Source organism: Dechloromonas agitata is5 (genome assembly GCF_000519045.1).
Taxonomy (GTDB): Bacteria; Pseudomonadota; Gammaproteobacteria; order Burkholderiales; family Rhodocyclaceae; genus Azonexus; species Azonexus agitatus.
In genome coordinates, this window is record NZ_KI912532.1 from 1,518,177 (window position 1) to 1,540,391 (window position 22,215).

Genomic DNA, 22,215 nt, shown 5'->3' on the forward strand with positions numbered 1-22,215 from the left:
GTCAGACGGCCACGGGGGCGGCGATGTGCGGGTGCGGGTCGTAGCCGTCGAGACGGAAATCCTCGAACTTGAAGGTGAAGATGTCCTGCACATCCGGGTTGATCCACATGGTTGGCAAGGCGCGCGGTTCGCGGCTGAGTTGCAGGCGGGCCTGCTCGAAATGGTTCGCGTACAGGTGTGCATCGCCGAAGGTATGCACGAACTCGCCCGGCTGGTAGCCGCATACCTGGGCCAGCATCATCGTGAACAGCGCATAGGACGCAATATTGAAGGGCACGCCGAGGAAGATGTCGGCCGAGCGCTGGTAGAGCTGGCAGCTGAGCTTTCCGTTGGCGACGTAGAACTGGAACAGGCAGTGGCAGGGCGGCAGGGCCATGTTGTCCACGTCGCCCGGGTTCCACGCCGAGACGATGTGGCGGCGCGAATCCGGGTTGTTTTTCAGGCTGTGCACCAGTTGGGTGATCTGGTCGATGACGCGGCCGTTCGGCGTTTCCCAGCGGCGCCATTGCTTGCCGTAGACCGGCCCGAGGTCGCCGTTCTCGTCGGCCCATTCGTCCCAGATGCGAACGCCGTTTTCCTGCAGGTACTTGATGTTGGTGTCACCCTGGATGAACCACAGCAGCTCGTGGATGATCGATTTCAGGTGCAGTTTCTTGGTGGTTACCACCGGGAAGCCCTTGGCCAGGTCGAAGCGCATCTGCCAGCCGAAAACGGAGCGGGTGCCGGTGCCGGTGCGGTCGGACTTATCGTTGCCGTTTTCCAGCACGTGGCGCATCAGGTCGAGGTAGGGCTGCATTGATTCGAATATCCGGGGGAAAACAGATCGGCTATTCTAACTCCCCATCAATCAGGGAGAGCGAGACGCCGTGTTCAAGAAGGTTGCAAGCCTGGGGGGCATTCTGGCCCAGAAAAACGATCATCCATTGGCCAATCCGCGCGAATTGCGCAAGGTGATCGCCGAGTTGCCAAAGGACAACGCCTTCAAGGCGCTGGATGAAATCACCGGCTGGCTGGAGTCGCTGGCCGGCCTCGATAGTTTCCCGGCTGACCGCCTGTACGAGGTGCTCCTCGCCTTTGACGAAACTGCCCAGCCGCACCTCAAGCGCCTGTCCCGCGAATACTTCCAGGCCGCCCGTCTGTCCCGTTCTGAGGAAAAGCGGCTGTGGTCAATCAACTACGGTTACTGGTCCCTGCTGGCGGGGGCATGCGAGCGTTGCCTGGGCAAGCTGGCCGACAAGCCGCGCCCGGGCGAGCTGGCGAAGAGCGTCCTGCCGGCCCTGGCGGCTCGCCAGATTGCAGCGCTCGGCTGCGTGCTGAAATGGGAGCAGTTCCATTACGGTCCGATGCGCGCCGAGTTGTGGCGGCCGCTCGGCCGGGCCTTGCTGGCAGCCGAGGTGGGCGGCGTTGCCGACAAGGCGGTCAGCCTGGTCGGTCGGACGGGCATGACGACGCCCGAGCAGGAATACCAGAAGGTGATGATCTTCCAGGCTGCGTCGCTGGGCAGCCTGTTGCCGCTGGAGATCGAAATCGCCGAACGCCTGATCGCCCACTTCCTGAGCGGCTTTGTATTTACCCGGTCGGTGCTGGTCGATAGCGTCTATTGGTCGGACCTGAACGAAGCCCAGCCACCGCTCCGCCTGGCCCGCATGCCGGCCAGCGCGACGCCGACCCAGCGCTTCATCAAGCCGGCGGCGGCACATCAGGCGATGCTGAGCCTGCTCGGCGATCTGGAGCGGGGCCATGACCTGCCGGCCGGGATCGATCTCGGCGGGCAGTACCCGGCCAAGCTGGTGGCGCGTGTCCTCAAGCACCTGTGCAGCTACCTGGCGCCCATCCCGCCCCAGCGCAAGCACGACCGGCATCGCGTCATGCACCGGATGTCGGTGCTGCCGGGGCTGGTCAATTCCTTTGTCGTCTTCTCGGGCGAGTTCGGTGGCCGGCCGGCCGGCTTGCCGATCGAGAGCTGGGTCGTCGAGAACGTCAGCCGCGGCGGTTTCGGGGCGGTGATCGGCGACGTGCCGGGCGAGTGGCTGAAGGTTGGCGCCCTGATCGCCATGCAGCCGGAAGGCGGCGACAACTGGCTAGTCGGCGTCATTCGCCGTTACCACCGACTGGCGGAGAACCAGGCCCGGGTCGGTATCGAGGCATTGGCACGGCAGGCCGAATCCCAGGAGGTGCGGGTGCGTTCGGCATCGAGCTACGGTGCTGCCGCTGCAACCCCCGCCCTGTTACTGAAGGATGGTAACGAGCCGGGTGAATTGCGCGTGGTGCTGCCCTGCGCGTCTTTCTCGCCGCGCGAATCGCTGGAGTACGCCAGCGGCGGGCGGCGTTTCGTGCTGGAGCCGGTCGCCCTGCTCGAACAGACGGCGGATTACGAGTTGGCGCGTTATCGCTGCAGCGTACTCGGCGCCGCCTGACAGCTACTGAGGGCGAATGGCCGACTTGGGCCGGAAGACCTTGATCACTGCCTCGTTGGTTTCGACGTAGGGGCCGCCGATCAGGTCGATACAGTAAGGCACGGCGGCGAAGATGCCGACATGGCTGACCGTGCCGTCGGCAGCGCGCACGCCTTCCAGCGTTTCCTTGATCGACTTCGGCTGGCCCGGCAGGTTGATGATCAGCGCCTGCTGGCGGATGACGGCGACCTGGCGCGACAGGATGGCGGTCGGCACAAAGTTCAGGCTGATGCGGCGCATTTCCTCGCCAAAGCCCGGCATTTCCTTGTCGGCGACGGCCAGCGTGGCTTCCGGCGTCACGTCGCGCAGGGCAGGGCCGGTGCCGCCGGTGGTCAGCACCAGGTGGCAGCCGACCGTGTCGACCAGTTCGATCAGCGTTTTTTCAATGGTCGGCCGATCGTCGGCGATCAGGCGGGTTTCGGGGCGCCACGGCGAGGTCAGGGCCGATGTCAGCCAGTCCTGCAGGGCGGGGATGCCCTTGTCTTCGTAAACGCCGGTCGAGGCGCGGTCGCTGATCGAAACCAGGCCGACGATCAGTGGCTCACTCATCGCCGCTCTCCTCCGTGTTCTCTTCGGCTGCCGGGGCACCTTGCTGGTCGAGTTCCTGCAGGATCTGGAAGATGGCGCGGAAATTCTTCGGCGGCTTGTTGTTTTCCCTTTCCTTCAAGGCGTTACGGCGCAGCGTGCGCAGGTGCTGCAGGTCGACGGCCGGCCACTGGGCGGCGATTTCAGCGAGTACCGCTTCGTCTTCCAGCAGGCGGGAACGGAAACGCTCCAGACGGTGCAGGCGGGCCGTTTCGGCGGTCGATTCACCGCGCAGCATGGCCAGCCCGGCGCGGATCGGTTCGTCGTCCACGCCGCGCATCAGCTTGCCGAGATACTGGATCTGCCGGCGTCGGGCGCCATGGGCGGTGATTTTCTGGCATTCGCGCACCGCATCGAAGATATTTTCCGGCAGGTTGATGCGCTTCAGTTGGCCGACAGAAAGTTCGACCAGCTCCGCCCCGAGGTCGCGCAACTCGTGCATCGCCTCCTTCTGCTTGGTTTTCGAGGGGCGGCCGGTGTCTTCGGTGAAATCTTCGTCTTGCATGGAAAGCAGTCTGGGGCGGTCAATGGCGGGCTGTTATGATAGCGACTTTCCCGCTCAGACGCCTTTCCATGTCCGAAACAGCCGCTTTCTCCTACCCCTTCGCCACCCTGCAGCAACTTGCCGAGGATGTGCTCAAGCACGCCGGCAGCAAGGGAGCGACGGCCTGCGAAGTCGACGTGTCGGAAGGCTTCGGGCAGTCGGTGACGGTGCGCTGCGACGAGGTCGAAACCATCGAGTTCAACCGTGACAAGGGGATCGGCATCACGGTCTATGCCGGCCAGCGCAAAGGCTACGCCAGCACCTCCGATTTCTCAGCGCAGGCGCTGCGCGAAACGGTCGAGGCGGCGCTCAATATCGCCCGCTTCACCGCCGAGGACGATTGCGCCGGCCTGGCCGATGCCGCGCTGATGGCCAAGGATTGCCCCGATCTCGATCTGTATCACCCATGGGCACTGAGCGTCGAGGAGGCGATCGAAACCGCCCGTCGCTGCGAGCAGGCGGCGTTCGACGCCAGCCCGCAGGTCAGCAATTCGGAAGGGGCTTCCATCTCGACCCAGCAGGCCCATTTCGTGTCGGCCAACAGCCTGGGCTTCATGGGTGGCTATCCGACCTCGCGCCACTATATTTCCTGCTCGGTCATCGCCGGCGAGCAGGATGCCATGCAGCGTGATGACTGGTACACCACGCACCGCGACGCCGCCCGGCTCGACGACCCCTTGCAGGTCGGCCGCATCGCTGCCGAGCGCGCCGTCGCCCGCCTCGGCGGCCGCAAGGTGAAGACCGGCGAATTCCCGGTCATTTTCGAGGCGCCCCTGGCCGGCGGACTGCTCGGCAGCCTGGTGCACGCAGCGAGCGGTGGGGCGCTGTACCGCAAGTCCTCCTTCCTGATCGACCACCTTGGCAAGCGTGTCATGCCGGATTTCGTGCAGATCGCCGAGCGGCCGCACATTCCGTGTGGCCTGGGTAGCGCCGCCTTCGACAGCGACGGCGTGGCGACGCGCGACCGCGACATCGTGACCGACGGCATCCTGCAGGGCTATTTCCTGAGCACCTATACCGCCCGCAAGCTGGGCATGCAGACGACGGCCAACGCCGGCGGCAGCCACAACCTGATCATCCAGCCCGGCCAGTACGACCTGGCAGGCCTGCTCGCCCAGATGGGGCGTGGCCTGCTGGTCACCGAGTTGCTTGGCCACGGCATCAACTACGTCACCGGCGATTACTCGCGCGGGGCTGCCGGCTACTGGGTGGAAAACGGCAAGATCGTGCATCCGGTCGAGGAAATCACCATCGCCGGCAACCTGAAGGCCATGCTGGCCGGGGTTGTGGCCGTTGGCAACGACGTGCAGGTGCGCGGCACCAAGCAGACCGGTTCCATTCTCCTTGATCGCATGACCATTGCCGGCGAATGATCTGATGGCTATCGAACCTGGTTGTTGTTGGTTGATCTAATGCTGATTGCTTACTTTTTGTTTGCAATCAGTGGTTTCCCTCATCGGGTTTTCTCCAATCGCAGTTTTTTCTTTGTTTCCTAGAATGAGGGCCGTTGTAATAAACCTCAAAAATTCACTCTCTAGGAGACAAGATGCAACGTCGTGATTTTCTGAAGAAGGCTTCCATCGGCGCGGCTGCGGGCGCGGCTGCTACCGTTGCTGCACCGGCGATGGCTCAATCCCTGCCCACTATCAAGTGGCGCCTGACGTCCAGTTTTCCGAAGAGTCTGGACACCATTTACGGTGGTGCCGAGCAATTGGCCAGTCGCCTGCGCGAGCTGACCGGCGGTAAGTTTGACATCCGCGTCTTCCCGGGCGGTGAAATTGTCCCCGGCCTGCAGGCGCTGGACGCCGTGCAACAGGGCACCGTTGAGTGCTGCCACACCGCTTCCTATTATTACGTCGGCAAGGATCGCACCTTCGCCTTCGGCACGACCATCCCGTTCGGTATGAACGCCCGTCAGACCAACGCCTGGATGTACCAGGGCGGCGGCCAGCAACTGCTCGACGAGTTCTATGCCGGCTACAACTGCGTTTCCTTCCCCGGCGGCAATTCCGGCACCCAGATGGGCGGCTGGTGGCGCAAGGAAGTGAACACCGTTGCCGACCTCAAGGGCATCAAGATGCGGATCGGCGGCCTCGGTGGTGCGGTGATGACGCCGCTCGGCGTCGTGCCGCAGCAGATCGCCGCTGGCGACATCTACCCGGCGCTGGAAAAGGGCACGATCGATGCCGCCGAGTGGATCGGTCCGTACGACGACGAGAAGCTGGGCTTCTACAAGGTCGCCAAGCATTACTACGGCCCGGGCTGGTGGGAGCCGAGCACCTGCCTGGAGTTCTTCGTCAACAAGAAAGAATGGGACAAGCTGCCCAAGGAATACCAGGCCGCCTTCGCCTGCGCCGCCGCGGAAGCTAACGTGACGATGACCGCCGAATACGATCACAAGAACCCGATCGCGCTGGCCAAGCTGCTGCAGAACGGCGTCAAGCTGCATACTTTCTCCAAGGAAATCATGGAAGCAGCGTACAAGTCGGCGCAGCAGCTCTATGCAGACGAATCAGCCAAGAATCCAGCCTTCAAGAAAATCTACGATTCGTACGCCAAGTATGCCAAGAGCCAGCGCGCCTGGTTTACCGTCGCCGAAATGCCGATGGACCTGTTCGCCCAGTCTCACCGCTGACCGTTGCTGGTCGTTGGTTTATTAAAAAGGAGCCTCGGCTCCTTTTTTGTTGGCCACAGAGGCGCTGATGCACGGTGATTCATGGTTTTGAGGGGGGTAGGGTTTTCCACTACTCGTAAAATATGTGCTCTTGGTGAAGAATGGTGCAATCGTCAAGTACGGCGATCCTGTTTTTTGGAGGAGACAATATGCAACGTCGTGATTTTCTGAAAAAAGCTTCCATCGGTGCCGCTGCCGGCGCCGCAACCACCCTGGCCGCTCCGGCCATCGCCGCCGAACTGCCGAGCATCAAGTGGCGCCTGACCTCTTCCTTCCCGAAGAGCCTGGACACCATTTACGGTGGTGCCGACGTGCTGGCCAACCGCCTGCGTGAAATGACCGGCGGCAAATTCGACATCCGCGTCTTCCCAGGCGGCGAGATCGTTCCCGGCCTGCAGGCGCTGGATGCCGTGCAACAGGGCACCGTCGAAGTCTGCCACACCTGCTCCTACTACTACGTCGGCAAGGACAAGACCTTCGGTTTCGGTACGTCCGTTCCGTTCGGCATGAATGCCCGCCAGCAGAATGCCTGGATCTACTACGGTGGCGGCCAGAAGCTGCTCGACGAGTTCTACGCCAACTACAACGTCGTCTCCTTCGCCGGCGGTAACACCGGCACCCAGATGGGCGGCTGGTGGCGCAAGGAAGTGAAGACCCTGGCTGACCTCAAGGGTGTCAAGATGCGGATCGCCGGTCTCGGCGGCGCCGTCTTCTCCGAACTGGGCGTCGTGCCGCAGCAGATTGCCGGCGGCGACATCTATCCGGCGCTGGAAAAGGGCACCATCGATGCCGCCGAATGGGTCGGCCCCTTCGACGACGAAAAGCTGGGCTTCTACAAGGTTGCCAAGAACTACTACTACCCGGGTTTCTGGGAGTCCGGCCCGACCATCCACTTCTTCGTCAACAAGAAGGAATGGGACAAGCTGCCGAAGGAATACCAGGCCGCCTTCCAGGCTGCCGCGTACGAAGCCAACGTGACGATGATGGCCGAATACGATCACAAGAACCCGGTTGCCCTGTCCAAGCTGCTGCAGAGCGGCGTCAAGCTGCAATCCTTCTCCGACGAAATTCTCGGCGCCGCCTACAAGGCTGCCCAGCAGCTCTATGCCGACGAGTCGGCCAAGAATCCGGCGTTCAAGAAGATCTACACGGAGTGGGAAAAGTACCGCAAGACGCAGAATGCCTGGTTCAGTGTCGCCGAAATGCGCATGGACCGCTTTCTGCAAACGCACAAGTAAGCTGTTCCCCGGTCGGCTTCCGGCCATTGAAAAAACCCGCGAGTTGCCTCGCGGGTTTTTTGTTGGCCGCGTTTTGGTCGATTAGTTTTCCAGCAGGCTACGCAGCATCCAGGCGTTCTTTTCGTGAATCTGCATGCGCTGGGTCAGCAGGTCGGCGGTCGGCTCGTCCCCCGCCTTGTCCACCAGCGGAAAAATATTGCGTGCTGTCTTGACGACGGCCTCCTGGCCGGCGACCAGTTGCCGGATCATCTCCTCGGCGTTCAACTTGCCTGCGCTTTCCTTGATCACCGTCAGCTGGGCGAACTCGCGGAAGGTGCCGGGAGCCTGTACGCCAAGGGCGCGGATGCGTTCGGCGATCAGGTCGAGTGCGTTCCACAACTCGGTGTATTGATCCATGAACATCACATGCAAGGTGTTGAACATGGGGCCGGTCACGTTCCAGTGGAAGTTGTGGGTCTTCAGGTACAGCGTGAACGAGTCGGCAAGCAGATGGGACAACCCGTCGGCGATCTTTTCACGGTCTTTTTTGCTGATTCCAATATCCATGGCAATCTCCTCGTCAGCGTGATGGGCTATGAACCTATTGTCGGCCAGAGCGTTGTGCCGGGCCAATGACCAATTCCCATCGGCATCATAGCCTTGATCGATGGCGAAAAAAAAGCGGAGCCGCAGCTCCGCTAATGGGTTCAGGTCGAACTGAAATTACTTGTCGTTGGACTGCAGATTCTTCAGCAGGTCGGCTGCCGAATCTTCGGTCGGAGCCTGAGTGGCATCGCCATCCTGCATCATCGTGCTGAGGTCGACATCGCCCTGCTGTTCCAGGCGGGCCTTCTCGGCCGGGTCGCCATAGCTGACGATGTTCGGGAAGATGATGATGATCGCCACCATGATGATCTGGATGCAGACGAAGGGGATGGCGCCCCAGTAGATGTCCGTCGTCTTGACCGAGGCCGGGGCGACCGAGCGCAGGTAGAACAGCGCGAAGCCGAACGGCGGGTGCATGAAGGAGGTCTGCATGTTGACCGCCAGCAGGACGCCGAACCAGACCAGGTCGATGCCCAGCTTGTCCGCCACCGGTGCGAGCAGCGGCACGATGATGAAGGACAGTTCGAAGAAATCGAGGAAGAAGGCAAGCAGGAAGACCAGGATGTTGACCACGATCAGGAAGCCGACCTGGCCGCCGGGCAGGCCGAGCAGCAGGTGTTCTACCCACAGGTCGCCATTGACGCCACGGAAGACCAGGCCGAACACCGTCGAGCCGACCAGGATGAAGACCACGAAGGAGGACAGCTTGCCGGTGGTTTCCATGGCCTGCTTGAGCAGCTTCCAGGACAGGCGCTTGCGGACGATGGCCAGAATCAATGCGCCGGCTGCACCCATGGCGCCGCCTTCGGTCGGCGTCGCGATGCCGAGGAAGATGGTGCCGAGAACCAGGAAGATCAAAACCAGCGGCGGAACCAGGGTGGTAATCACCCGCAGCATCAGCTTGGCACCGCGCAAGGAGCGGGCCTCCGGCGGCAGGGCAGGGGCGGCACTGGGCTTGAGCAGTGCGACCAGGGCAACATAACCGACGTAAAGGCCGGTCAGCACCAGGCCGGGAACCATGGCGCCTTCATACATGTCGCCGACCGAACGGCCGAGCTGGTCAGCCATGATGATCAGCACCAGCGAGGGCGGGATGATCTGGGCCAGCGTGCCGGAGGCGGCAATGACGCCGCTCGCCAGGCGCTTGTCGTAGCCGTAGCGCAGCATGATGGGCAGCGAGATCAGGCCCATCGAGATGACCGAGGCAGCCACCACGCCCGTCGTTGCGGCGAGCAGGGCGCCGACGAAGATGACGGCGAAGGCCAGGCCGCCGCGCATCGGGCCGAACAACTGGCCGATGGTGTCGAGCAGGTCTTCTGCCATGCCGGATCGTTCAAGGACGAGACCCATGAAGGTAAAGAACGGAATGGCGAGCAGCGTGTCGTTGGCCATGATGCCGAAGATGCGCTCGGGCAACGCCTGGAACAGGGCCGGGGTGAGCAGGCCGAGCTCGATGCCGAGCAGGCCGAAGACGATGCCGTTGGCGGCCAGCGCGAAGGCCACCGGGTAGCCGAAGAGCAGGAACAGGACGAGGGCACCGAACATCAATGGTGCCATGTTGGCAATGATGAACTCCGCCATTATTTGGCCTCCTTGGCTTTGGCAGCGGCGATGGCGGCGGCCAGTTCTTCTTCCGCGCTCGGACCCTTGTCCTTGCTGTTGGGGTCATCGATCAGGCCCATCAGGAAGGCGACGCGCTTGATCAGTTCGGAAAGTCCCTGCAGGGCGAGCAGCGTAAAACCGATCGGCAGCAGGATCTTGACCGGCCAGCGGATCAGGCCGCCGGCGTTGGCCGACATTTCATTGATCCGGTAGGAGTCGGCCACCAGCGGTACGGCGAGATAGAGGACCAGGATAACCATCGGCAACAGGAAGAACAGGGTGCCGATGATGTCGATGATGGCATGTCCGCGCGGTGAGAAACGGCCGGAAATGACGTCAATACGGACGTGCTCGTTCTTTTGCAGCGTGTAGGGCGAGCAGAGCAGGAACACCGCGGCAAACAGGTACCACTGGATTTCCAGCAGCCCGTTCGAACTGTAGTTGAAAATGAAGCGCACCACGGCGTTGCCGGCGCTGATGATGGTCATCACCAGAACCAGCCAGAATGCGCCTTTGCCGACCCGCTCGTTGATCCAGTCGATCAACTGCGAGAGTTTGAGCAGAAGGGTCACGAAAAGTCCTCCTCGGTTGATAGAATTTCCGGCTTCTTGGGTTGGCCGGCGTGAATGGAATGTCAGTGGGCCAAAATTTACAGTGAAGGGCATGGGCGGAAAATGGTGGAAATCCCTACAAACCAGCCGACACGTATCTGCCTGGTACGCCATGGCGAAACCGAATGGAACGCCGAGCGACGTATCCAGGGGCAGATCGACATCGGTTTGAACGACACCGGGCGGCGACAGGCGGTGGCCGCCGGGCGCTGGTTGAAGGGGGCCGGTGTCGTGGCGCTTTACAGCAGCGACCTCAAGCGTGCCTGGACCACGGCGCTGGCCATTGGTGCCGAGATCGGCGTGGCGCCGGTGCCGGTGCCCGAAATGCGCGAGCGCCGCTACGGGGTTTTCGAGGGGCTGACCTACGATGAAGCGCGGGCCCGCTATCCCGATGGCTACGGCGCCTTCGAGGGACGCAACGCCGATTACGCCTTCGAGAACGGCGAGAGCCTGAAGGCCATGTTCGCCCGCGTTACGGACAAGCTGCAGCAAATCGCCGCCGCCCATCCGGGCCGGAATGTTGTCGTCGTGCTGCACGGCGGCGTGCTGGATGTCATCAACCGTTTCGTACGCGGCAATCCGCTCGAAATGCCGCGCGATTTCCTGATCCCGAACGCCGGCATCAACTGGATTTCCGTGGTCGACGGACAGTGGCAGCTCGATACCTGGGGCGAAACCGACCACCTGGAGCCGGGCGCCCTTGACGAACTGCCTTCGTGATAAAATCTTCTCCCTTTTCTTCAATGGCTTGAGGCTATCCCCATGTTTTCCGCGAAAGACACCCTGGCAAAAGTTGACCCTGAACTCTGGAAGGCGATCGAAGCCGAGAACCAGCGTCAGGAAGACCACATCGAACTGATCGCGTCCGAAAACTACGTTAGCAAGGCCGTCATGGAAGCCCAGGGCTCCCAGCTGACCAACAAGTACGCCGAAGGCTACCCGGGCAAGCGTTACTACGGTGGCTGCGAGTACGTCGACGTCGCCGAGCAGATCGCCATCGACCGCCTGAAGAAGCTGTTCGGTGCCGAAGCCGCCAACGTCCAGCCGAATTCCGGCTCGCAGGCCAACCAGGCCGTACTGATGGCCTTCGCCAAGCCGGGTGACACCATCATGGGCATGAGCCTGGCCGAAGGTGGTCACCTGACCCACGGCATGGCCCTGAACATGTCCGGCAAGTGGTTCAACGTCGTTTCCTACGGCCTGAACGAAAAGGAAGAGATCGACTACGAGCGCATGGAAGCGCTGGCCCGCGAGCACAAGCCGAAGATCATCGTCGCCGGTGCCTCCGCCTACGCCCTGCGCATCGACTGGGAGCGCTTCGCCAAGATCGCCAAGGAAGTCGGCGCCATCTTCTGGGTCGACATGGCCCACTACGCCGGCCTGATCGCTGCCGGTTTCTACCCGAACCCGGTGCCGCATGCCGACGTCGTTACCTCGACCACGCACAAGACCCTGCGCGGCCCGCGCGGTGGTGTCATCCTGATGAAGGCCGAGCACGAAAAGGCCCTCAATTCGGCCATCTTCCCGGGCCTGCAAGGCGGCCCGCTGATGCATGTCATCGCTGCCAAGGCAGTGGCCTTCAAGGAAGCCGCTTCGCCGGAGTTCAAGAACTACCAGGAACAGGTCATCAACAACGCCCGCGTCATGGCGCGTGTGCTCGGTGAAGAGCGTGGCCTGCGCATCGTTTCCGGTCGTACCGAAAGCCACGTCTTCCTGGTCGACCTGCGCGCCAAGAACATCACCGGCAAGGATGCCGAAGCTGCCCTGGGCCGTGCCCACATCACGGTCAACAAAAACGGCATCCCGAACGACCCGCAGAAGCCGTTCGTCACCTCCGGCATCCGTATCGGCTCGCCAGCCATGACGACCCGTGGTTTCACCGAGATCGAAGCCGAGCAGATCGCCCACCTGGTGGCCGACGTGCTCGACGCACCGAACGACGAAACCGTGGCCGCCACCGTGCGCGCCAAGGTCGCCGCGTTGTGCGCCAAGTTCCCGGTTTACGGCGCGTAATCTGCTGTGAAATGCCCTTTCTGCGGCGCGGAGGACACGGCGGTCGCCGACACTCGTCTGAACGACGAGGGGGATGTCGTCCGTCGCCGCCGGAAGTGCAATGCCTGCGACAAGCGTTTCACGACCTACGAGCGGGCAGAAATCCAGTTGCCGCAGGTCGTCAAGAAAAACGGCCTGCGCACCGAATTCAAGCGCGAAAAGCTGCGCGCCAGCCTTGAACTCGCCCTGCGCAAGCGGCCGGTTTCCATCGAAGCGATTGATGCGGCGGTGGCCGATATCGAGGAACGCCTGCTCTCGGCCGGCGAACGCGAAGTGACGACCCAGCAACTGGGCGAACTGGTTATGCGCGAGTTGAAAAAGCTCGACAAGGTGGCCTATATCCGCTTTGCTTCGGTCTATCGCAATTTCGAAGACGTCGATGCGTTCTCCCGCGCTATCCGCGAAGTCTCTCCCGCCACCAAGAAAAAATGAGTTTTTCCGCCGTTGATCACGGCATGATGGCGCGCGCCCTGCAACTGGCCGAGCGCGGCCTGTGGACGACCTCGCCCAATCCGCGTGTCGGTTGTGTGCTGGCTCGCGATGGCGAAATCGTGGGCGAAGGCTGGCACGAAAAAGCCGGCGAACCGCATGCCGAAGTGCATGCCCTGCGCGCAGCCGGTGACAAGGCCCGGGGCGCGACCGCCTACGTCACGTTGGAGCCGTGCAGCCACCACGGCCGTACACCGCCTTGCGCCGAAGCCCTGATTGCCGCCGGGGTGTCGCGCGTCGTTGCGGCGATGACCGATCCCAATCCGTTGGTCGCCGGTCAGGGCCTGGCCCTGCTGCAGGCGGCCGGCATCGAGACGGTCAGCGGCCTGCTGGAAAACGAGGCGCGCGAAGTGAACATCGGCTTCGTTTCGCGCATGACGCGCGGTCGCCCCTGGTTGCGCCTGAAAGCGGCTGCCAGCCTGGACGGCAAGACGGCGCTCAACAATGGCGTCAGCCAGTGGATCACCGGTCCGGATGCCCGGCGCGACGGCCATGCCTGGCGGGCGCGGGCCTGCGCCATCCTGACCGGCATCGGCACGGTGCGCGACGATAATCCGCAACTCAATGTGCGCGATGTTGAAACCCCTCGCCAACCGCTGCGCGTCGTGGTCGATAGCAAACTGGAAACCCCGCTCGACGCCCGTGTTTTGCAGGGCGGTTCAACGTTGATCGCCGGCGCTGTCGAGGATTCTGGACGAATCGAAGCGCTACGGTCAGTCGGGGCGGAGGTGTTGATCCTGCCTCATGCTTCCGGCAAGGTCGATTTGGCGGCGCTGCTCGCTGCGTTGGCCCAGCGTGGCATCAACGAGGTGCATGCCGAGGCGGGTTTCAAACTGAACGGTTCGCTGTTGCGCGAAGGCTTGGTCGATGAACTGCTGCTTTATCTCGCCCCGTGCCTGATCGGCCACGAGGCGAGCGGCCTGTTCAACCTGCCCGAACTGGCTACGCTAGACGGCAAGTGCCGTCTGCAGATTCGCGATCTGCGTCAGGTCGGGGCAGATATCCGGGTGCTTGCCCGTCCTTCGTAGGGCCACAAACGGCACAGCCGGCGTCTTTCTTAAAACGCACGGTACGCCATTCCATCTCCAGCGCGTCGAGCAACAGCAGGCGCCCGCTCAGCGATTTGCCGATGCCTGCGGCGAGCTTCAATGCCTCGGCGGCCTGCATGGTGCCGACGATGCCGGTCAGCGGGGCAAAAACTCCCATCACCGCACAGCGCACCTCCTCGACATCTTCCCCTTCCGGGAACAGGCAGTGGTAGCACGGCGCATCGTCGTGACGCAGGTCGTACACGCTGATCTGTCCGTCGAAGCGAATGGCGGCGCCGGATACCAGCGGCCTCCGATGATGCACGCAGGCCCGATTGATGGCGTGCCGGGTGGTGAAATTGTCGGTGCAGTCGAGCACGATATCGGCCGTGGCGACCAGCGCGTCAAGCGCTCCGCCCGACAGCCGTTGCTGCAAGGGTACGATGTCGATTTCCGGGTTGATCGCCAGCAGGGCTTGCCGGCCGGATTCTGCCTTGGCCATGCCGACGCGGGCTTGGCTGTGCAGTATCTGGCGCTGCAGGTTGGTGAAATCGACCGTGTCGTCATCGACCAACGTGATCTTGCCGATTCCGGCGGAAGCCAGGTAGAGGGCGGCGGGTGAGCCCAGTCCACCGGCACCGATGATCAGCGCGTGAGTGGCGAGAATGCGCTCCTGGCCTTCGATGCCCAGTGCGTCGAGCAGGATATGGCGGCTATAGCGGAGAAGCTGGTCGTCGTTCATGCAGTCGTCGGTTGTTGGTTTGTGGTCGTCAGTCGGCAGGTGCCCTTGCTAACGACGACCTACCACCGACTGACAACTACTTGTATTCGCGCCACTCCGGCGGCGTATCGTCGTGGTCGCCATGCGGACGGTGTTCCCAGGCCTTGACGTAGGCCTCCTGCGACGAGCGCTTGAGGCGCCTTTCCGGGGCGTCCATGTTGTGCAACTGGGTCTCCTCGACATAGTAGATCAGCGCCCGGGTCAGCTTGGTGAGCAGGGTGTTGTCGAGGTGGTAGCCCTTGTCGACCAGGTGTTCATCGAGTTCGCGCAGGGTGTGCTGCTGGAGGTCGTAGGCGACACCGACGGCCCGCTCCTCGAAGCGGGCGCTGACCTCGATGTCCTCCAGCCGCTGGAGATCGTCAGCGGCTTCGGGCACTTGGCCCGGCGGGAATTTGGAGAACAGGATTTCCCGTTTCTTCCTGAGATCAGAGCCTGACATGGGACCTCCCGATCCGTGGGTTACTGCGCCTTATTCTGCATGATCTGCAGCCCCTTGAGAAGGATCAGTGCCTGCTGGAACTGGTAGTCGCTCTTCGAGGCATACTCGAGGCGCGGCGGCAGTTCCTCCTCGCTCTCCTCCTTGCCGTTCTTGTCCTTCTCCTTGCTCGGCTTGATCGCATTCTTGGCAGCTGCCTTGGGGTCGGCCTTGGGGGCTTCCTTGTCGCGGTCGTTGCTCAGGTGGCGATCAAGATCGGCCTCGCGGATGCGCATGCCGGCGCTACTGCCATTCAGGCTTTCCTCGACGACAATGTCCGGCGTGATGCCCTTGGCCTGGATGGAACGACCCGACGGCGTGTAGTAGCGGGCCGTGGTCAGCTTGATCGCGGTGTTGCCCGGCAACGGCAGGACGGACTGCACCGAGCCCTTGCCGAAGGTCTGCGTGCCGACGATGACGGCGCGCTTGTGATCCTGCAGGGCGCCGGCGACGATTTCCGAGGCGGAGGCCGATCCGCCGTTGACCAGAACGACCATCGGCACATTCTTGGCCTCGATCGGCAGCAACTTGAGCGGATCTTCCTTGGTGCCGCGCTGGTAATCCTGGACGCGGGCCTTGAACTCCTGCTTGGCATCCTCGGTGCGGCCGTCGGTGGACACCACCTTGACGTCCGGCGGCAGGAAGGCGGCGGAAACGCCGATCGCACCGTGCAGCAGGCCGCCCGGGTCGTTGCGCAGGTCGAGCACCAGACCGTTCAACTTGTTGCCGTCCTTGTAGAGGGTGCCGAGATGCTTGGCCAGCTCGGAGATGGTGTTTTCCTGAAACTGCGTGATGCGCACCCAGCCGTAGCCGGGTTCGACCAGTTTGGACTTGACGCTTTGCACCTTGATCACTTCGCGCACCAGGGTGATTTCGATGGGCTTGGCTTCGCCCTTGCGCAGGATGGAAATCTTGATCGGTGTCTTCGGCTTGCCGCGCATCTTCTTGACGGCTTCCGACAGCGACAGGCCTTTGACCGGGGTGTCGTCAAGCTTGAAGATCAGGTCGCCCGCCTTGACGCCGGCACGGTAGGCCGGGGTGTCCTCGATCGGCGAGATCACCTTGACCAGCCCGTCTTCCATGCCGACTTCGATGCCCAGCCCGCCGAACTCGCCCTGCGTGCCGACCTGCAGATCCTTGAAGGCGTCGGCATCGAGATAGGCCGAGTGCGGATCGAGGTTGGAGAGCATGCCGGAGATGGCATTGGTGATCATCTTCTTGTCTTCGACCGGCTCGACATAGCCCTGCTTGATGGCGCTGTAGACCTCGGCAAAGGTGCGCAACTCGTCGATCGGCAGGCCGGGCTTGGTTTCCTTCTCGGCCAGTGCCGGAATGTGCAAGCTGATAAGGGCTCCAGCGACGAAGGCGCCGACGGTCAGGCTGATGGTTTTTGCTTTGCTCATTTCAAACTTGCCCATTTCAACGGGTCGATCGGTTGCCCCTGGTGGCGGAGCTCAAAGTATAAACCGGATTCCGGATTGCCCCCGCTATTGCCCACGGTAGCGACCGTCTCCCCGCCTTTCACGCTCTGCCCCACCTGTTTCAGCAGCGAGTCGTTATTGCCGTAGATCGACAGATAGGCATCACCGTGGTCGACGATCAGCAGGTTGCCGAAACCTCGCATCCATTCCGAAAAAACCACCCGCCCGTTGGCGATGGCTTTCACCTCGCTGCCAGAACCGGCACGGATGAACAGTCCGCGCCACGTGCCGCCGCCGTCGCGCGGCGCACCAAAACGGCCGGATACCGTGCCGCGCACCGGCAGGCGAAGGCTGCCGCGCTGGCGGGCGAAGCTGCCGTTGCTGGCCACCGGTTCGTAGCGATTCTCGGATTCGACCTGCCGCGGCCGGGAAGGTTCGGTAGCGATCGGTGGCCGCGTCTCGCCTCGGTCCCCCGTGTTGCCGGCGAGCGTTTTCTCCTTCTGCTGCTGAGCAGCCTGGCGGGCCGCTTCCGCAGCCTTGGCAGCTTTGGCGGCCTGTGCCGCCTGGGCGGCGAGAATCCGCGACAGGCGATCGATCAGATTGCTCAGGCGCTTTTCGTTTTGTTGCAGGTTGCCGATTTCCTTGCGCTGCGCATTGACTTTGCTGGAGATCTGCGCATACAGGGCCTTGCGCTCCTCCCGCTGCTTCTGCAATTCGGCATGACGCTTCTGCTGCTCGGCCTCGACGTCGGCCAGTTCGGCCGCGCGTGCCTTGGCGTCGGCGGCAAGGACCTTTTTCCGGTCGAGCGTGGCGTTGATCTCCCCCATCAACTCGGCCCGGCTCAGGGCGATGGCCGAGAGGTAGTGCAGGTCGCGCGCCATCTGGTTGGGGTCGTCACCGTTGAGCAAGAGTTGCAGCGAGTCCGGGGTGCCGCGCAGGTACTGTTTGTAGAGCAGCTTTTCTAGTTGCGCCTGCTGCTGGCCGAGTGTGGCGCCGAGTTCCTGCGATTGCTGTTCAAGGTTCTTGAGCTTGCGCTGCAATTGGCTGCGGGATTCGGTCAGGTCGTGCAGTTCGCGTTGCAGCAGCGATATCTTGCGTTCCGATTCGCGCAGGCGGTCGGCGGCGTCCGCCTTGTTTTCCTCGCTGGTGGACAACTCCTTGCGCAAGCCCTCGATCCGACTGCGCAGTTCGCCGAGATCCGCCTGTTTTTCGGCGATCTCCGGCGCCGCGACGGGCGAAGCTGTCCTTTTCTCGGCGGCCGGTCGGGCTGAGCCGGGCCCGCTGAAGGCCAGCATGGTGGCCATCAACGCCACCGCCAGTCCGTGTCGCCGTACAGCGTGGAGGCGTTGGCCGAACGGCGGATTTCGGGGGAACATGGGATTGATTTCGATTAAGCCAAACGGGAATGCCTATTTTATAATGCGCTATTCACCGATAACGAGGTTTTGTCTTGGAAACGCCTTCCTTCAGTCTGATCGACAAGCAGGAGCACATCGAGTTGGCCGCCCGCGCCTTGAAATCCATTGCGCATCCGTTGCGTCTAAAGATTTTGTGCGTCCTTGGCGAGGAGGAGGCCTGTGTGCAGGAAATCGTCGATGCGGTGGGAACCTCGCAAAGCAACATCTCCCAACATCTCGCCATCCTGCGCGAAAAGGGCGTGCTGGTTACCCGCAAGGATGCGAATCGCGTCTTCTACCGTGTCGGTGATCAGCGCACCTTGCAACTCGTCGGCATGATGCGCGAAGTTTTCTGCGGTACGGAGGCCTGATCGATGCCGATGGAATTTATCAACCAGAATATCCTGCTCATCTCCCTGGTCGTGGTCAGCGGCTTGTCGCTGCTCTGGCCGGCGTTCTTCCGGCCTTCCGGCAACAGCGTTTCGCCGGCCGAAGCGACGCAGTTGATCAATCGTGAAGATGCCCAGCTTCTCGACGTGCGCGAGGCCGACGAATTCGCGGCCGGCCACCTGCCGGACTCCGTCAACATTCCGGCCGCCAAACTGGTCGAAAGGGTTGGCGAACTGGAGAAGTTCAAGGACAAGCCGCTGATTGTCTGCTGTGCCTCCGGCATGCGCTCGAACAAGGCCTGTGGCGAGCTGAAAAAGCAAGGTTTCGGCAAGCTCTACAACCTCTCCGGTGGCGTTGACGCCTGGGTGGGGGCGGGTTATCCGATCAAGAAAGGCGGCAAGAAAAAATGAGCGCCCGCGTCTTGATGTACACCACGGCAGTCTGCCCGTACTGCGTTCGCGCCAAACAATTGCTCAAGGCGCGGGGCGTCACCGAGATCGAGGAGGTTCGTGTGGACCTCGATCACGAGCGGCGTGATGAAATGATGCAGAAAACCCAGCGGCGTACCGTACCGCAGATCTTCATCGGCGACACCCATGTGGGAGGCTGTGACGATCTGCATGCCCTCGATGCGGCCGGCAAGTTGAAGCCCCTGCTCGAAGCCTGAACCGAACCGATTTATTTTCCGAAAGAAAACCATGGAACAAAACACCCAGCCGCTCTTCGCCATTGAAAAACTCTACGTCAAGGATCTGTCGGTTGAAGTGCCGAACGCCCCGGAAATTTTCCTTGAGCAGGAGCAGCCGCAGGTTGAAATTCAGCTCAATACTGCCGGTCGCGGTGTTGGCGAAGGCGTCTTCGAGGTCGTCCTGACCGTGACCGTGACTGCTCGCTTCGGCGAGAAGACGGTGTTCCTGGTCGAGGTCGGCCAGGCCGGTATTTTCCGCATCCAGAACGTGCCGGATGAGCAGATCGAGCCGCTGGTTGCTGTGGCCTGCCCGAACATCCTGTTCCCGTATGCCCGCGAAGCCGTGTCCGATGCGGTCGGTCGTGCCGGCTTCCAGCCGATCGTCCTGCAGCCGGTCAATTTCGAAGCCATGTACATGCAGCGCCTGCAGCAGCAGGCCGAGTCGGGCGCCCCGACCGAAGTGCCGATCCAGTAAGGACGAGGTCATGTGGCGTCGCGCGCTTGTCGCTGTCTCGCTGATCGGTGCGGCCGGTGCCGCACTGGCCATCGATTATCGTTCGGTCAGCGTGCCGGCTGCCATTCTCTATGATGCGCCGTCGCAGGCCGGCAAGAAGCTCTACCTGATCAAGGGGCAGACGCCGGTCGAGGTCGTGGTTCGCCTCGAGGGCTGGCACAAGGTGCGTGATGCCGAGGGTACGCTGGCCTGGATCGAGGCAAAAAACCTGACCGACAAGCGGACGCTGGTCGTTACCGCGGCGAAAGCCGAGATGCATCAGTCCGACAAGGTGGAGTCCCCCGTCCTGCTCGAACTGGACAAGTGGGTCGCAGTTGACTGGCTGGAAGCGGCTGCCCCGGGTTGGGTCAAGGTCCGGCATCGTGACGGGGCGACCGGTTATATCCGTTCGACGCAGGTCTGGGGTTTATGAAAATCACGTTGTTGGGGGCCGGTGCCTGGGGAACGGCGCTGGCCATTGCTTTTGCCGGCAAGCATGCGGTGACGCTGTGGTCGCGCGAGGCGGATGTCGCCGCCGAGTTGCTGGCCTGTCGCGAGAATCGCCGCTTTTTTCCGGGTTATCGGCTGCCTGATTCGGTCGCCGTCACGACCGACTTTGCGGCGGCGGCGGCCGATGCCGACTTGCTGGTTGTCGCCACGCCGATTGCCGGCTTGCGGCCGACGGTTGAACACCTCAAGGCGCTGGGGTGTGTGACGCCGCTGCTCTGGGTGTGCAAGGGTTTCGAAGCTGGCAGCGGCAAGTTGCCGCATCAGGTGGTCGCCGAAGTGCTGGGCGATGCGGCACGTTGTGGCGCCCTGTCCGGACCAAGTTTCGCCGAAGAAGTGGCCGCTGGCCAGCCGACGGCGGTTTCACTGGCTGCCAACGAGCCGGCTTTTGCCCGCGAGACGGCGCGGCAACTTCACTCCACCCGCTTGCGTATCTACGCTAACGACGATCTGGTTGGTGTCGAGGTCGGCGGCGCTGTGAAGAATGTGCTGGCCATCGCCACCGGCGTGTGCGACGGCCTCGGTCTCGGCCTGAATTCCCGGGCCGCTCTGATGACCCGCGGCCTGGCTGAAATTGCCCGCCTCGGCCTGGCCCTGGGCGCCGAGCGGCAGACCTTCATGGGGCTGGCCGGCATGGGGGATCTGATCCTGACCTGCACCGGCGACCTGTCGCGTAATCGCCGGGTCGGCCTGGCCCTCGCCCAGAACAAGTCGCTGCAGCAAATTCTCGAGGAACTCGGCCACGTCGCCGAGGGGGTGTATACGGCGCGCGAGGTCGATCGGTTGGCGCGCCAGTTGGCGGTGGATATGCCGATCAGCGCTGCGGTTGCCGCCGTGCTCGATGGCCGCCTGAGTGCGGCGCAGGCTGTCGAGCAATTGATGGCGCGCGACCCGCGTGAGGAACTGGCCTGAGCGCTGCCTAGCGCGCGCCGCGAAAACCGATCTGCCGCCAGGCCTCGAAGACGGTGACGGCAGCGGCATTCGACAGATTCAGCGAACGCTGCCCAGGGAGCATCGGTAGGCGCAGGCGGTTTGCTTCGCCGAATTCCACCATGATCTCAGGCGGCAACCCGCTGGTTTCACGGCCGAAGACAAAGACGTCACTCTCCTGGAACGTCGTGTTGTACGGGCTGGCATTCCCCTTTGTCGTCATGGCGAACAGCCGCCGGCCAGTCAGTGCCCGCTTGCAGGCCGCCCAGTCGGCATGACGCATGACCCGGGCGTATTCATGGTAATCCAGTCCGGCCCGCCGGCACGACTTGTCGCTGATATCGAACCCGAGCGGCTCGACCAGGTGAAGTTCGGCGCCGCTATTGGCGCACATGCGGATGATGTTGCCGGTGTTGGGCGGGATTTCCGGTTGAAAGAGAACGACAGCGAACACGGTGGGAATGGGGGCTAAAGGGGCGGATTAAAGCACGGAATCAGTCCTTCAGCGCACGGGCGACAACTGCCACCGTGACCGAGGCGGCGCCATGCAACTTGAGGACGCGGGCGCCTTCGTTCGCTGTGGCGCCCGTCGTCATCACGTCGTCGATCAGCAGCAGATGCTGTCCCGTCAGATCGGTGCGGCATTCGAAGGCGCCGCGCACGTTGCGGAGACGCTCTTTGTGCGGCAGTTCGGCTTGCGGCGGCGTGGCCCGCGTCCGGAGCAGGGATGTCGGGTCGACCGGAAGATCCAGCCGCCGGCCGAGCGCCTTGGCGATTTCCCCGGACTGATTGAAGCCTCGTTCCCGCAGGCGCTCGACGTGCAAGGGGAGGGGCAGGATGCGGTCGAAATGCGCGTGGCCTGCCAAGGGAGCAAGCCGGCCGGCACACCAGTCGGCAACGGCCAGTTGATGACCATACTTCAGAGCATGAATGATGCGGTCGAGCGGGTAATCGTAGCGGTAGGCGGCGAACGCCCGCGAGAAGGCGGGCGGATCCTTGAGGCAGGCGCCACAGCGTTCGCCGTGCGTCGTGCGGTCGGCGCACAGTGGGCAGCAGGGTTCAGCGAGCTGCGGTAGCTCCGCTATGCAGGCGGCGCAGACGAGTTCATTTTCGCTGTCCCCGCCGCAGAGCAGACAGCTGGCAGGGAGGAGAAGCGCTACTGTGCGATGCGTGAAACGCGAGAGGGCGGTGGGGTAGGGTAAAATTGACATTCAAACGCTGTGTCCGTGATAATTCATAATTACTGACATGCTTCGTGTCTGATTTTTA

Annotated in this window: 26 protein-coding genes; 14 read left to right on the forward strand and 12 right to left on the reverse strand. The window is 62.6% G+C overall.

Annotated elements, in window-relative coordinates:
* Position 1: 1 nt before the first annotated feature.
* The gene (locus tag K420_RS0107430) at positions 2-796 is read right to left on the reverse strand and encodes a thymidylate synthase (RefSeq protein ID WP_027457527.1); all 795 of its coding nucleotides are present in this window, start codon (positions 794-796) and stop codon (positions 2-4) included.
* A gap of 70 nt (positions 797-866) precedes the next feature.
* Here K420_RS0107430 and K420_RS0107435 point away from each other — a divergent pair, with 70 nt between their 5' ends.
* Positions 867-2,417 (forward strand): hypothetical protein, encoded by a 1,551-nt coding sequence (locus K420_RS0107435; RefSeq protein WP_051453009.1) that lies wholly within the window; start codon positions 867-869, stop codon positions 2,415-2,417.
* A 3-nt stretch (positions 2,418-2,420) separates the two neighbouring features.
* Here K420_RS0107435 and mog read toward each other — a convergent pair whose 3' ends face one another.
* Together mog and yjgA are read right to left on the reverse strand one after the other, a co-directional pair.
* Positions 2,421-3,005, reverse strand: coding sequence for a molybdopterin adenylyltransferase (mog, locus tag K420_RS0107440; RefSeq protein WP_027457529.1), 585 nt, complete (start codon positions 3,003-3,005; stop codon positions 2,421-2,423).
* Positions 2,998-3,546, reverse strand: coding sequence for a ribosome biogenesis factor YjgA (yjgA, locus tag K420_RS0107445; RefSeq protein ID WP_027457530.1), 549 nt, complete (start codon positions 3,544-3,546; stop codon positions 2,998-3,000). Before yjgA ends, mog begins: the two co-directional genes overlap by 8 nt.
* A gap of 68 nt (positions 3,547-3,614) precedes the next feature.
* Between yjgA and pmbA the strand changes: the two genes are divergently transcribed.
* The 3 genes from pmbA (at position 3,615) to K420_RS0107460 (ending at position 7,497) form a co-directional block, all read left to right on the forward strand.
* A complete protein-coding gene (pmbA, locus tag K420_RS0107450) occupies positions 3,615-4,958 on the forward strand; it encodes a metalloprotease PmbA (protein WP_027457531.1) in 1,344 nt (447 codons plus the stop codon).
* Positions 4,959-5,131: 173 nt separating this feature from the next.
* Positions 5,132-6,220 carry a TRAP transporter substrate-binding protein gene (locus K420_RS0107455; protein ID WP_027457532.1) on the forward strand — a complete coding sequence of 363 codons (1,089 nt, stop codon included), beginning with the start codon at positions 5,132-5,134 and terminating at the stop codon, positions 6,218-6,220.
* A gap of 188 nt (positions 6,221-6,408) precedes the next feature.
* Entirely contained in the window at positions 6,409-7,497 is a 1,089-nt protein-coding gene (locus K420_RS0107460) for a TRAP transporter substrate-binding protein (protein WP_027457533.1), read from the forward strand.
* A gap of 81 nt (positions 7,498-7,578) precedes the next feature.
* On the opposite strand, the gene K420_RS0107465 is transcribed toward K420_RS0107460, so the two are convergent.
* From K420_RS0107465 to K420_RS0107475, 3 genes are all read right to left on the reverse strand, one after another.
* Positions 7,579-8,043: a Dps family protein gene (locus tag K420_RS0107465; RefSeq protein ID WP_035854601.1), complete on the reverse strand. Its 465-nt coding sequence runs from the start codon at positions 8,041-8,043 to the stop codon at positions 7,579-7,581.
* A gap of 156 nt (positions 8,044-8,199) precedes the next feature.
* Entirely contained in the window at positions 8,200-9,663 is a 1,464-nt protein-coding gene (locus K420_RS0107470; RefSeq protein WP_027457535.1) for a TRAP transporter large permease, read from the reverse strand.
* Positions 9,663-10,256, reverse strand: coding sequence for a TRAP transporter small permease subunit (locus tag K420_RS0107475; RefSeq protein ID WP_027457536.1), 594 nt, complete (start codon positions 10,254-10,256; stop codon positions 9,663-9,665). The genes K420_RS0107470 and K420_RS0107475 overlap by 1 nt, the downstream gene beginning before the upstream one ends.
* 102 nt (positions 10,257-10,358) lie before the next feature.
* Here K420_RS0107475 and K420_RS0107480 point away from each other — a divergent pair, with 102 nt between their 5' ends.
* The 4 genes from K420_RS0107480 to ribD are packed head-to-tail and all read left to right on the forward strand — an operon-like array spanning position 10,359 to position 13,864.
* On the forward strand, positions 10,359-11,015 hold the full coding sequence (locus K420_RS0107480) for a histidine phosphatase family protein (protein WP_027457537.1): 657 nt from the start codon (positions 10,359-10,361) through the stop codon (positions 11,013-11,015).
* 42 nt (positions 11,016-11,057) lie between these two features.
* Positions 11,058-12,308, forward strand: a complete 1,251-nt coding sequence (gene glyA, locus K420_RS0107485) for a serine hydroxymethyltransferase (RefSeq protein WP_027457538.1) — start codon at positions 11,058-11,060, stop codon at positions 12,306-12,308.
* Positions 12,309-12,314: 6 nt separating this feature from the next.
* On the forward strand, positions 12,315-12,779 hold the full coding sequence (gene nrdR / locus K420_RS0107490) for a transcriptional regulator NrdR (protein ID WP_027457539.1): 465 nt from the start codon (positions 12,315-12,317) through the stop codon (positions 12,777-12,779).
* Positions 12,776-13,864 carry a bifunctional diaminohydroxyphosphoribosylaminopyrimidine deaminase/5-amino-6-(5-phosphoribosylamino)uracil reductase RibD gene (gene ribD, locus K420_RS0107495; protein WP_027457540.1) on the forward strand — a complete coding sequence of 363 codons (1,089 nt, stop codon included), beginning with the start codon at positions 12,776-12,778 and terminating at the stop codon, positions 13,862-13,864. Before nrdR ends, ribD begins: the two co-directional genes overlap by 4 nt.
* On the opposite strand, the gene K420_RS18410 is transcribed toward ribD, so the two are convergent.
* From K420_RS18410 to K420_RS0107515, 4 genes are all read right to left on the reverse strand, one after another.
* The gene (locus K420_RS18410; protein WP_084019595.1) at positions 13,779-14,606 is read right to left on the reverse strand and encodes a HesA/MoeB/ThiF family protein; all 828 of its coding nucleotides are present in this window, start codon (positions 14,604-14,606) and stop codon (positions 13,779-13,781) included. The two genes, ribD and K420_RS18410, sit on opposite strands and share 86 nt — an antisense overlap.
* Positions 14,607-14,682: 76 nt before the next feature.
* The gene (locus tag K420_RS0107505) at positions 14,683-15,084 is read right to left on the reverse strand and encodes a hypothetical protein (protein ID WP_027457541.1); all 402 of its coding nucleotides are present in this window, start codon (positions 15,082-15,084) and stop codon (positions 14,683-14,685) included.
* Between the two features lie 20 nt (positions 15,085-15,104).
* Entirely contained in the window at positions 15,105-16,523 is a 1,419-nt protein-coding gene (locus K420_RS0107510) for a S41 family peptidase (protein ID WP_051453010.1), read from the reverse strand.
* Positions 16,520-17,845 (reverse strand): murein hydrolase activator EnvC family protein, encoded by a 1,326-nt coding sequence (locus K420_RS0107515; RefSeq protein ID WP_027457543.1) that lies wholly within the window; start codon positions 17,843-17,845, stop codon positions 16,520-16,522. The genes K420_RS0107510 and K420_RS0107515 overlap by 4 nt, the downstream gene beginning before the upstream one ends.
* A 146-nt stretch (positions 17,846-17,991) precedes the next feature.
* Between K420_RS0107515 and K420_RS0107520 the strand changes: the two genes are divergently transcribed.
* Genes K420_RS0107520 through K420_RS0107545 form a run of 6 tightly spaced genes read left to right on the forward strand, consistent with a single transcriptional unit; the run spans position 17,992 to position 20,928 of the window.
* Positions 17,992-18,309 carry an ArsR/SmtB family transcription factor gene (locus K420_RS0107520; protein WP_035854604.1) on the forward strand — a complete coding sequence of 106 codons (318 nt, stop codon included), beginning with the start codon at positions 17,992-17,994 and terminating at the stop codon, positions 18,307-18,309.
* A gap of 3 nt (positions 18,310-18,312) precedes the next feature.
* Positions 18,313-18,738, forward strand: a complete 426-nt coding sequence (locus K420_RS0107525) for a rhodanese-like domain-containing protein (protein ID WP_198293817.1) — start codon at positions 18,313-18,315, stop codon at positions 18,736-18,738.
* Positions 18,735-18,995: a glutaredoxin 3 gene (gene grxC / locus K420_RS0107530; protein ID WP_027457546.1), complete on the forward strand. Its 261-nt coding sequence runs from the start codon at positions 18,735-18,737 to the stop codon at positions 18,993-18,995. The genes K420_RS0107525 and grxC overlap by 4 nt, the downstream gene beginning before the upstream one ends.
* A gap of 31 nt (positions 18,996-19,026) precedes the next feature.
* The gene (secB, locus tag K420_RS0107535; protein WP_027457547.1) at positions 19,027-19,491 is read left to right on the forward strand and encodes a protein-export chaperone SecB; all 465 of its coding nucleotides are present in this window, start codon (positions 19,027-19,029) and stop codon (positions 19,489-19,491) included.
* A gap of 10 nt (positions 19,492-19,501) precedes the next feature.
* Positions 19,502-19,942, forward strand: a complete 441-nt coding sequence (locus K420_RS0107540) for an SH3 domain-containing protein (RefSeq protein WP_027457548.1) — start codon at positions 19,502-19,504, stop codon at positions 19,940-19,942.
* On the forward strand, positions 19,939-20,928 hold the full coding sequence (locus K420_RS0107545; RefSeq protein WP_027457549.1) for an NAD(P)H-dependent glycerol-3-phosphate dehydrogenase: 990 nt from the start codon (positions 19,939-19,941) through the stop codon (positions 20,926-20,928). Before K420_RS0107540 ends, K420_RS0107545 begins: the two co-directional genes overlap by 4 nt.
* A 7-nt stretch (positions 20,929-20,935) precedes the next feature.
* Here K420_RS0107545 and K420_RS0107550 read toward each other — a convergent pair whose 3' ends face one another.
* Together K420_RS0107550 and K420_RS0107555 are read right to left on the reverse strand one after the other, a co-directional pair.
* Positions 20,936-21,400, reverse strand: coding sequence for a tRNA (cytidine(34)-2'-O)-methyltransferase (locus K420_RS0107550; RefSeq protein ID WP_027457550.1), 465 nt, complete (start codon positions 21,398-21,400; stop codon positions 20,936-20,938).
* 40 nt (positions 21,401-21,440) lie between these two features.
* Positions 21,441-22,157 carry a ComF family protein gene (locus tag K420_RS0107555; protein ID WP_027457551.1) on the reverse strand — a complete coding sequence of 239 codons (717 nt, stop codon included), beginning with the start codon at positions 22,155-22,157 and terminating at the stop codon, positions 21,441-21,443.
* Between the last annotated feature and the right edge of the window lie 58 nt (positions 22,158-22,215).

Bases quoted from the DNA above. Each gene is read 5' to 3' on its own strand.
- K420_RS0107430 (WP_027457527.1), bottom strand. From the start codon at position 796: ATGCAGCCCTACCTCGACCTGATGCGCCACGTGCTGGAAAACGGCAAC.
- mog (WP_027457529.1), bottom strand. From the start codon at position 3,005: ATGAGTGAGCCACTGATCGTCGGCCTGGTTTCGATCAGCGACCGCGCC.
- yjgA (WP_027457530.1), bottom strand. From the start codon at position 3,546: ATGCAAGACGAAGATTTCACCGAAGACACCGGCCGCCCCTCGAAAACC.
- pmbA (WP_027457531.1), top strand. From the start codon at position 3,615: ATGTCCGAAACAGCCGCTTTCTCCTACCCCTTCGCCACCCTGCAGCAA.
- K420_RS0107455 (WP_027457532.1), top strand. From the start codon at position 5,132: ATGCAACGTCGTGATTTTCTGAAGAAGGCTTCCATCGGCGCGGCTGCG.
- K420_RS0107460 (WP_027457533.1), top strand. From the start codon at position 6,409: ATGCAACGTCGTGATTTTCTGAAAAAAGCTTCCATCGGTGCCGCTGCC.
- K420_RS0107465 (WP_035854601.1), bottom strand. From the start codon at position 8,043: ATGGATATTGGAATCAGCAAAAAAGACCGTGAAAAGATCGCCGACGGG.
- K420_RS0107470 (WP_027457535.1), bottom strand. From the start codon at position 9,663: ATGGCGGAGTTCATCATTGCCAACATGGCACCATTGATGTTCGGTGCC.
- K420_RS0107480 (WP_027457537.1), top strand. From the start codon at position 10,359: ATGGTGGAAATCCCTACAAACCAGCCGACACGTATCTGCCTGGTACGC.
- glyA (WP_027457538.1), top strand. From the start codon at position 11,058: ATGTTTTCCGCGAAAGACACCCTGGCAAAAGTTGACCCTGAACTCTGG.
- ribD (WP_027457540.1), top strand. From the start codon at position 12,776: ATGAGTTTTTCCGCCGTTGATCACGGCATGATGGCGCGCGCCCTGCAA.
- K420_RS18410 (WP_084019595.1), bottom strand. From the start codon at position 14,606: ATGAACGACGACCAGCTTCTCCGCTATAGCCGCCATATCCTGCTCGAC.
- K420_RS0107505 (WP_027457541.1), bottom strand. From the start codon at position 15,084: ATGTCAGGCTCTGATCTCAGGAAGAAACGGGAAATCCTGTTCTCCAAA.
- K420_RS0107510 (WP_051453010.1), bottom strand. From the start codon at position 16,523: ATGAGCAAAGCAAAAACCATCAGCCTGACCGTCGGCGCCTTCGTCGCT.
- K420_RS0107515 (WP_027457543.1), bottom strand. From the start codon at position 17,845: ATGGCCACCATGCTGGCCTTCAGCGGGCCCGGCTCAGCCCGACCGGCC.
- K420_RS0107525 (WP_198293817.1), top strand. From the start codon at position 18,313: ATGCCGATGGAATTTATCAACCAGAATATCCTGCTCATCTCCCTGGTC.
- grxC (WP_027457546.1), top strand. From the start codon at position 18,735: ATGAGCGCCCGCGTCTTGATGTACACCACGGCAGTCTGCCCGTACTGC.
- secB (WP_027457547.1), top strand. From the start codon at position 19,027: ATGGAACAAAACACCCAGCCGCTCTTCGCCATTGAAAAACTCTACGTC.
- K420_RS0107540 (WP_027457548.1), top strand. From the start codon at position 19,502: ATGTGGCGTCGCGCGCTTGTCGCTGTCTCGCTGATCGGTGCGGCCGGT.
- K420_RS0107545 (WP_027457549.1), top strand. From the start codon at position 19,939: ATGAAAATCACGTTGTTGGGGGCCGGTGCCTGGGGAACGGCGCTGGCC.
- K420_RS0107555 (WP_027457551.1), bottom strand. From the start codon at position 22,157: ATGTCAATTTTACCCTACCCCACCGCCCTCTCGCGTTTCACGCATCGC.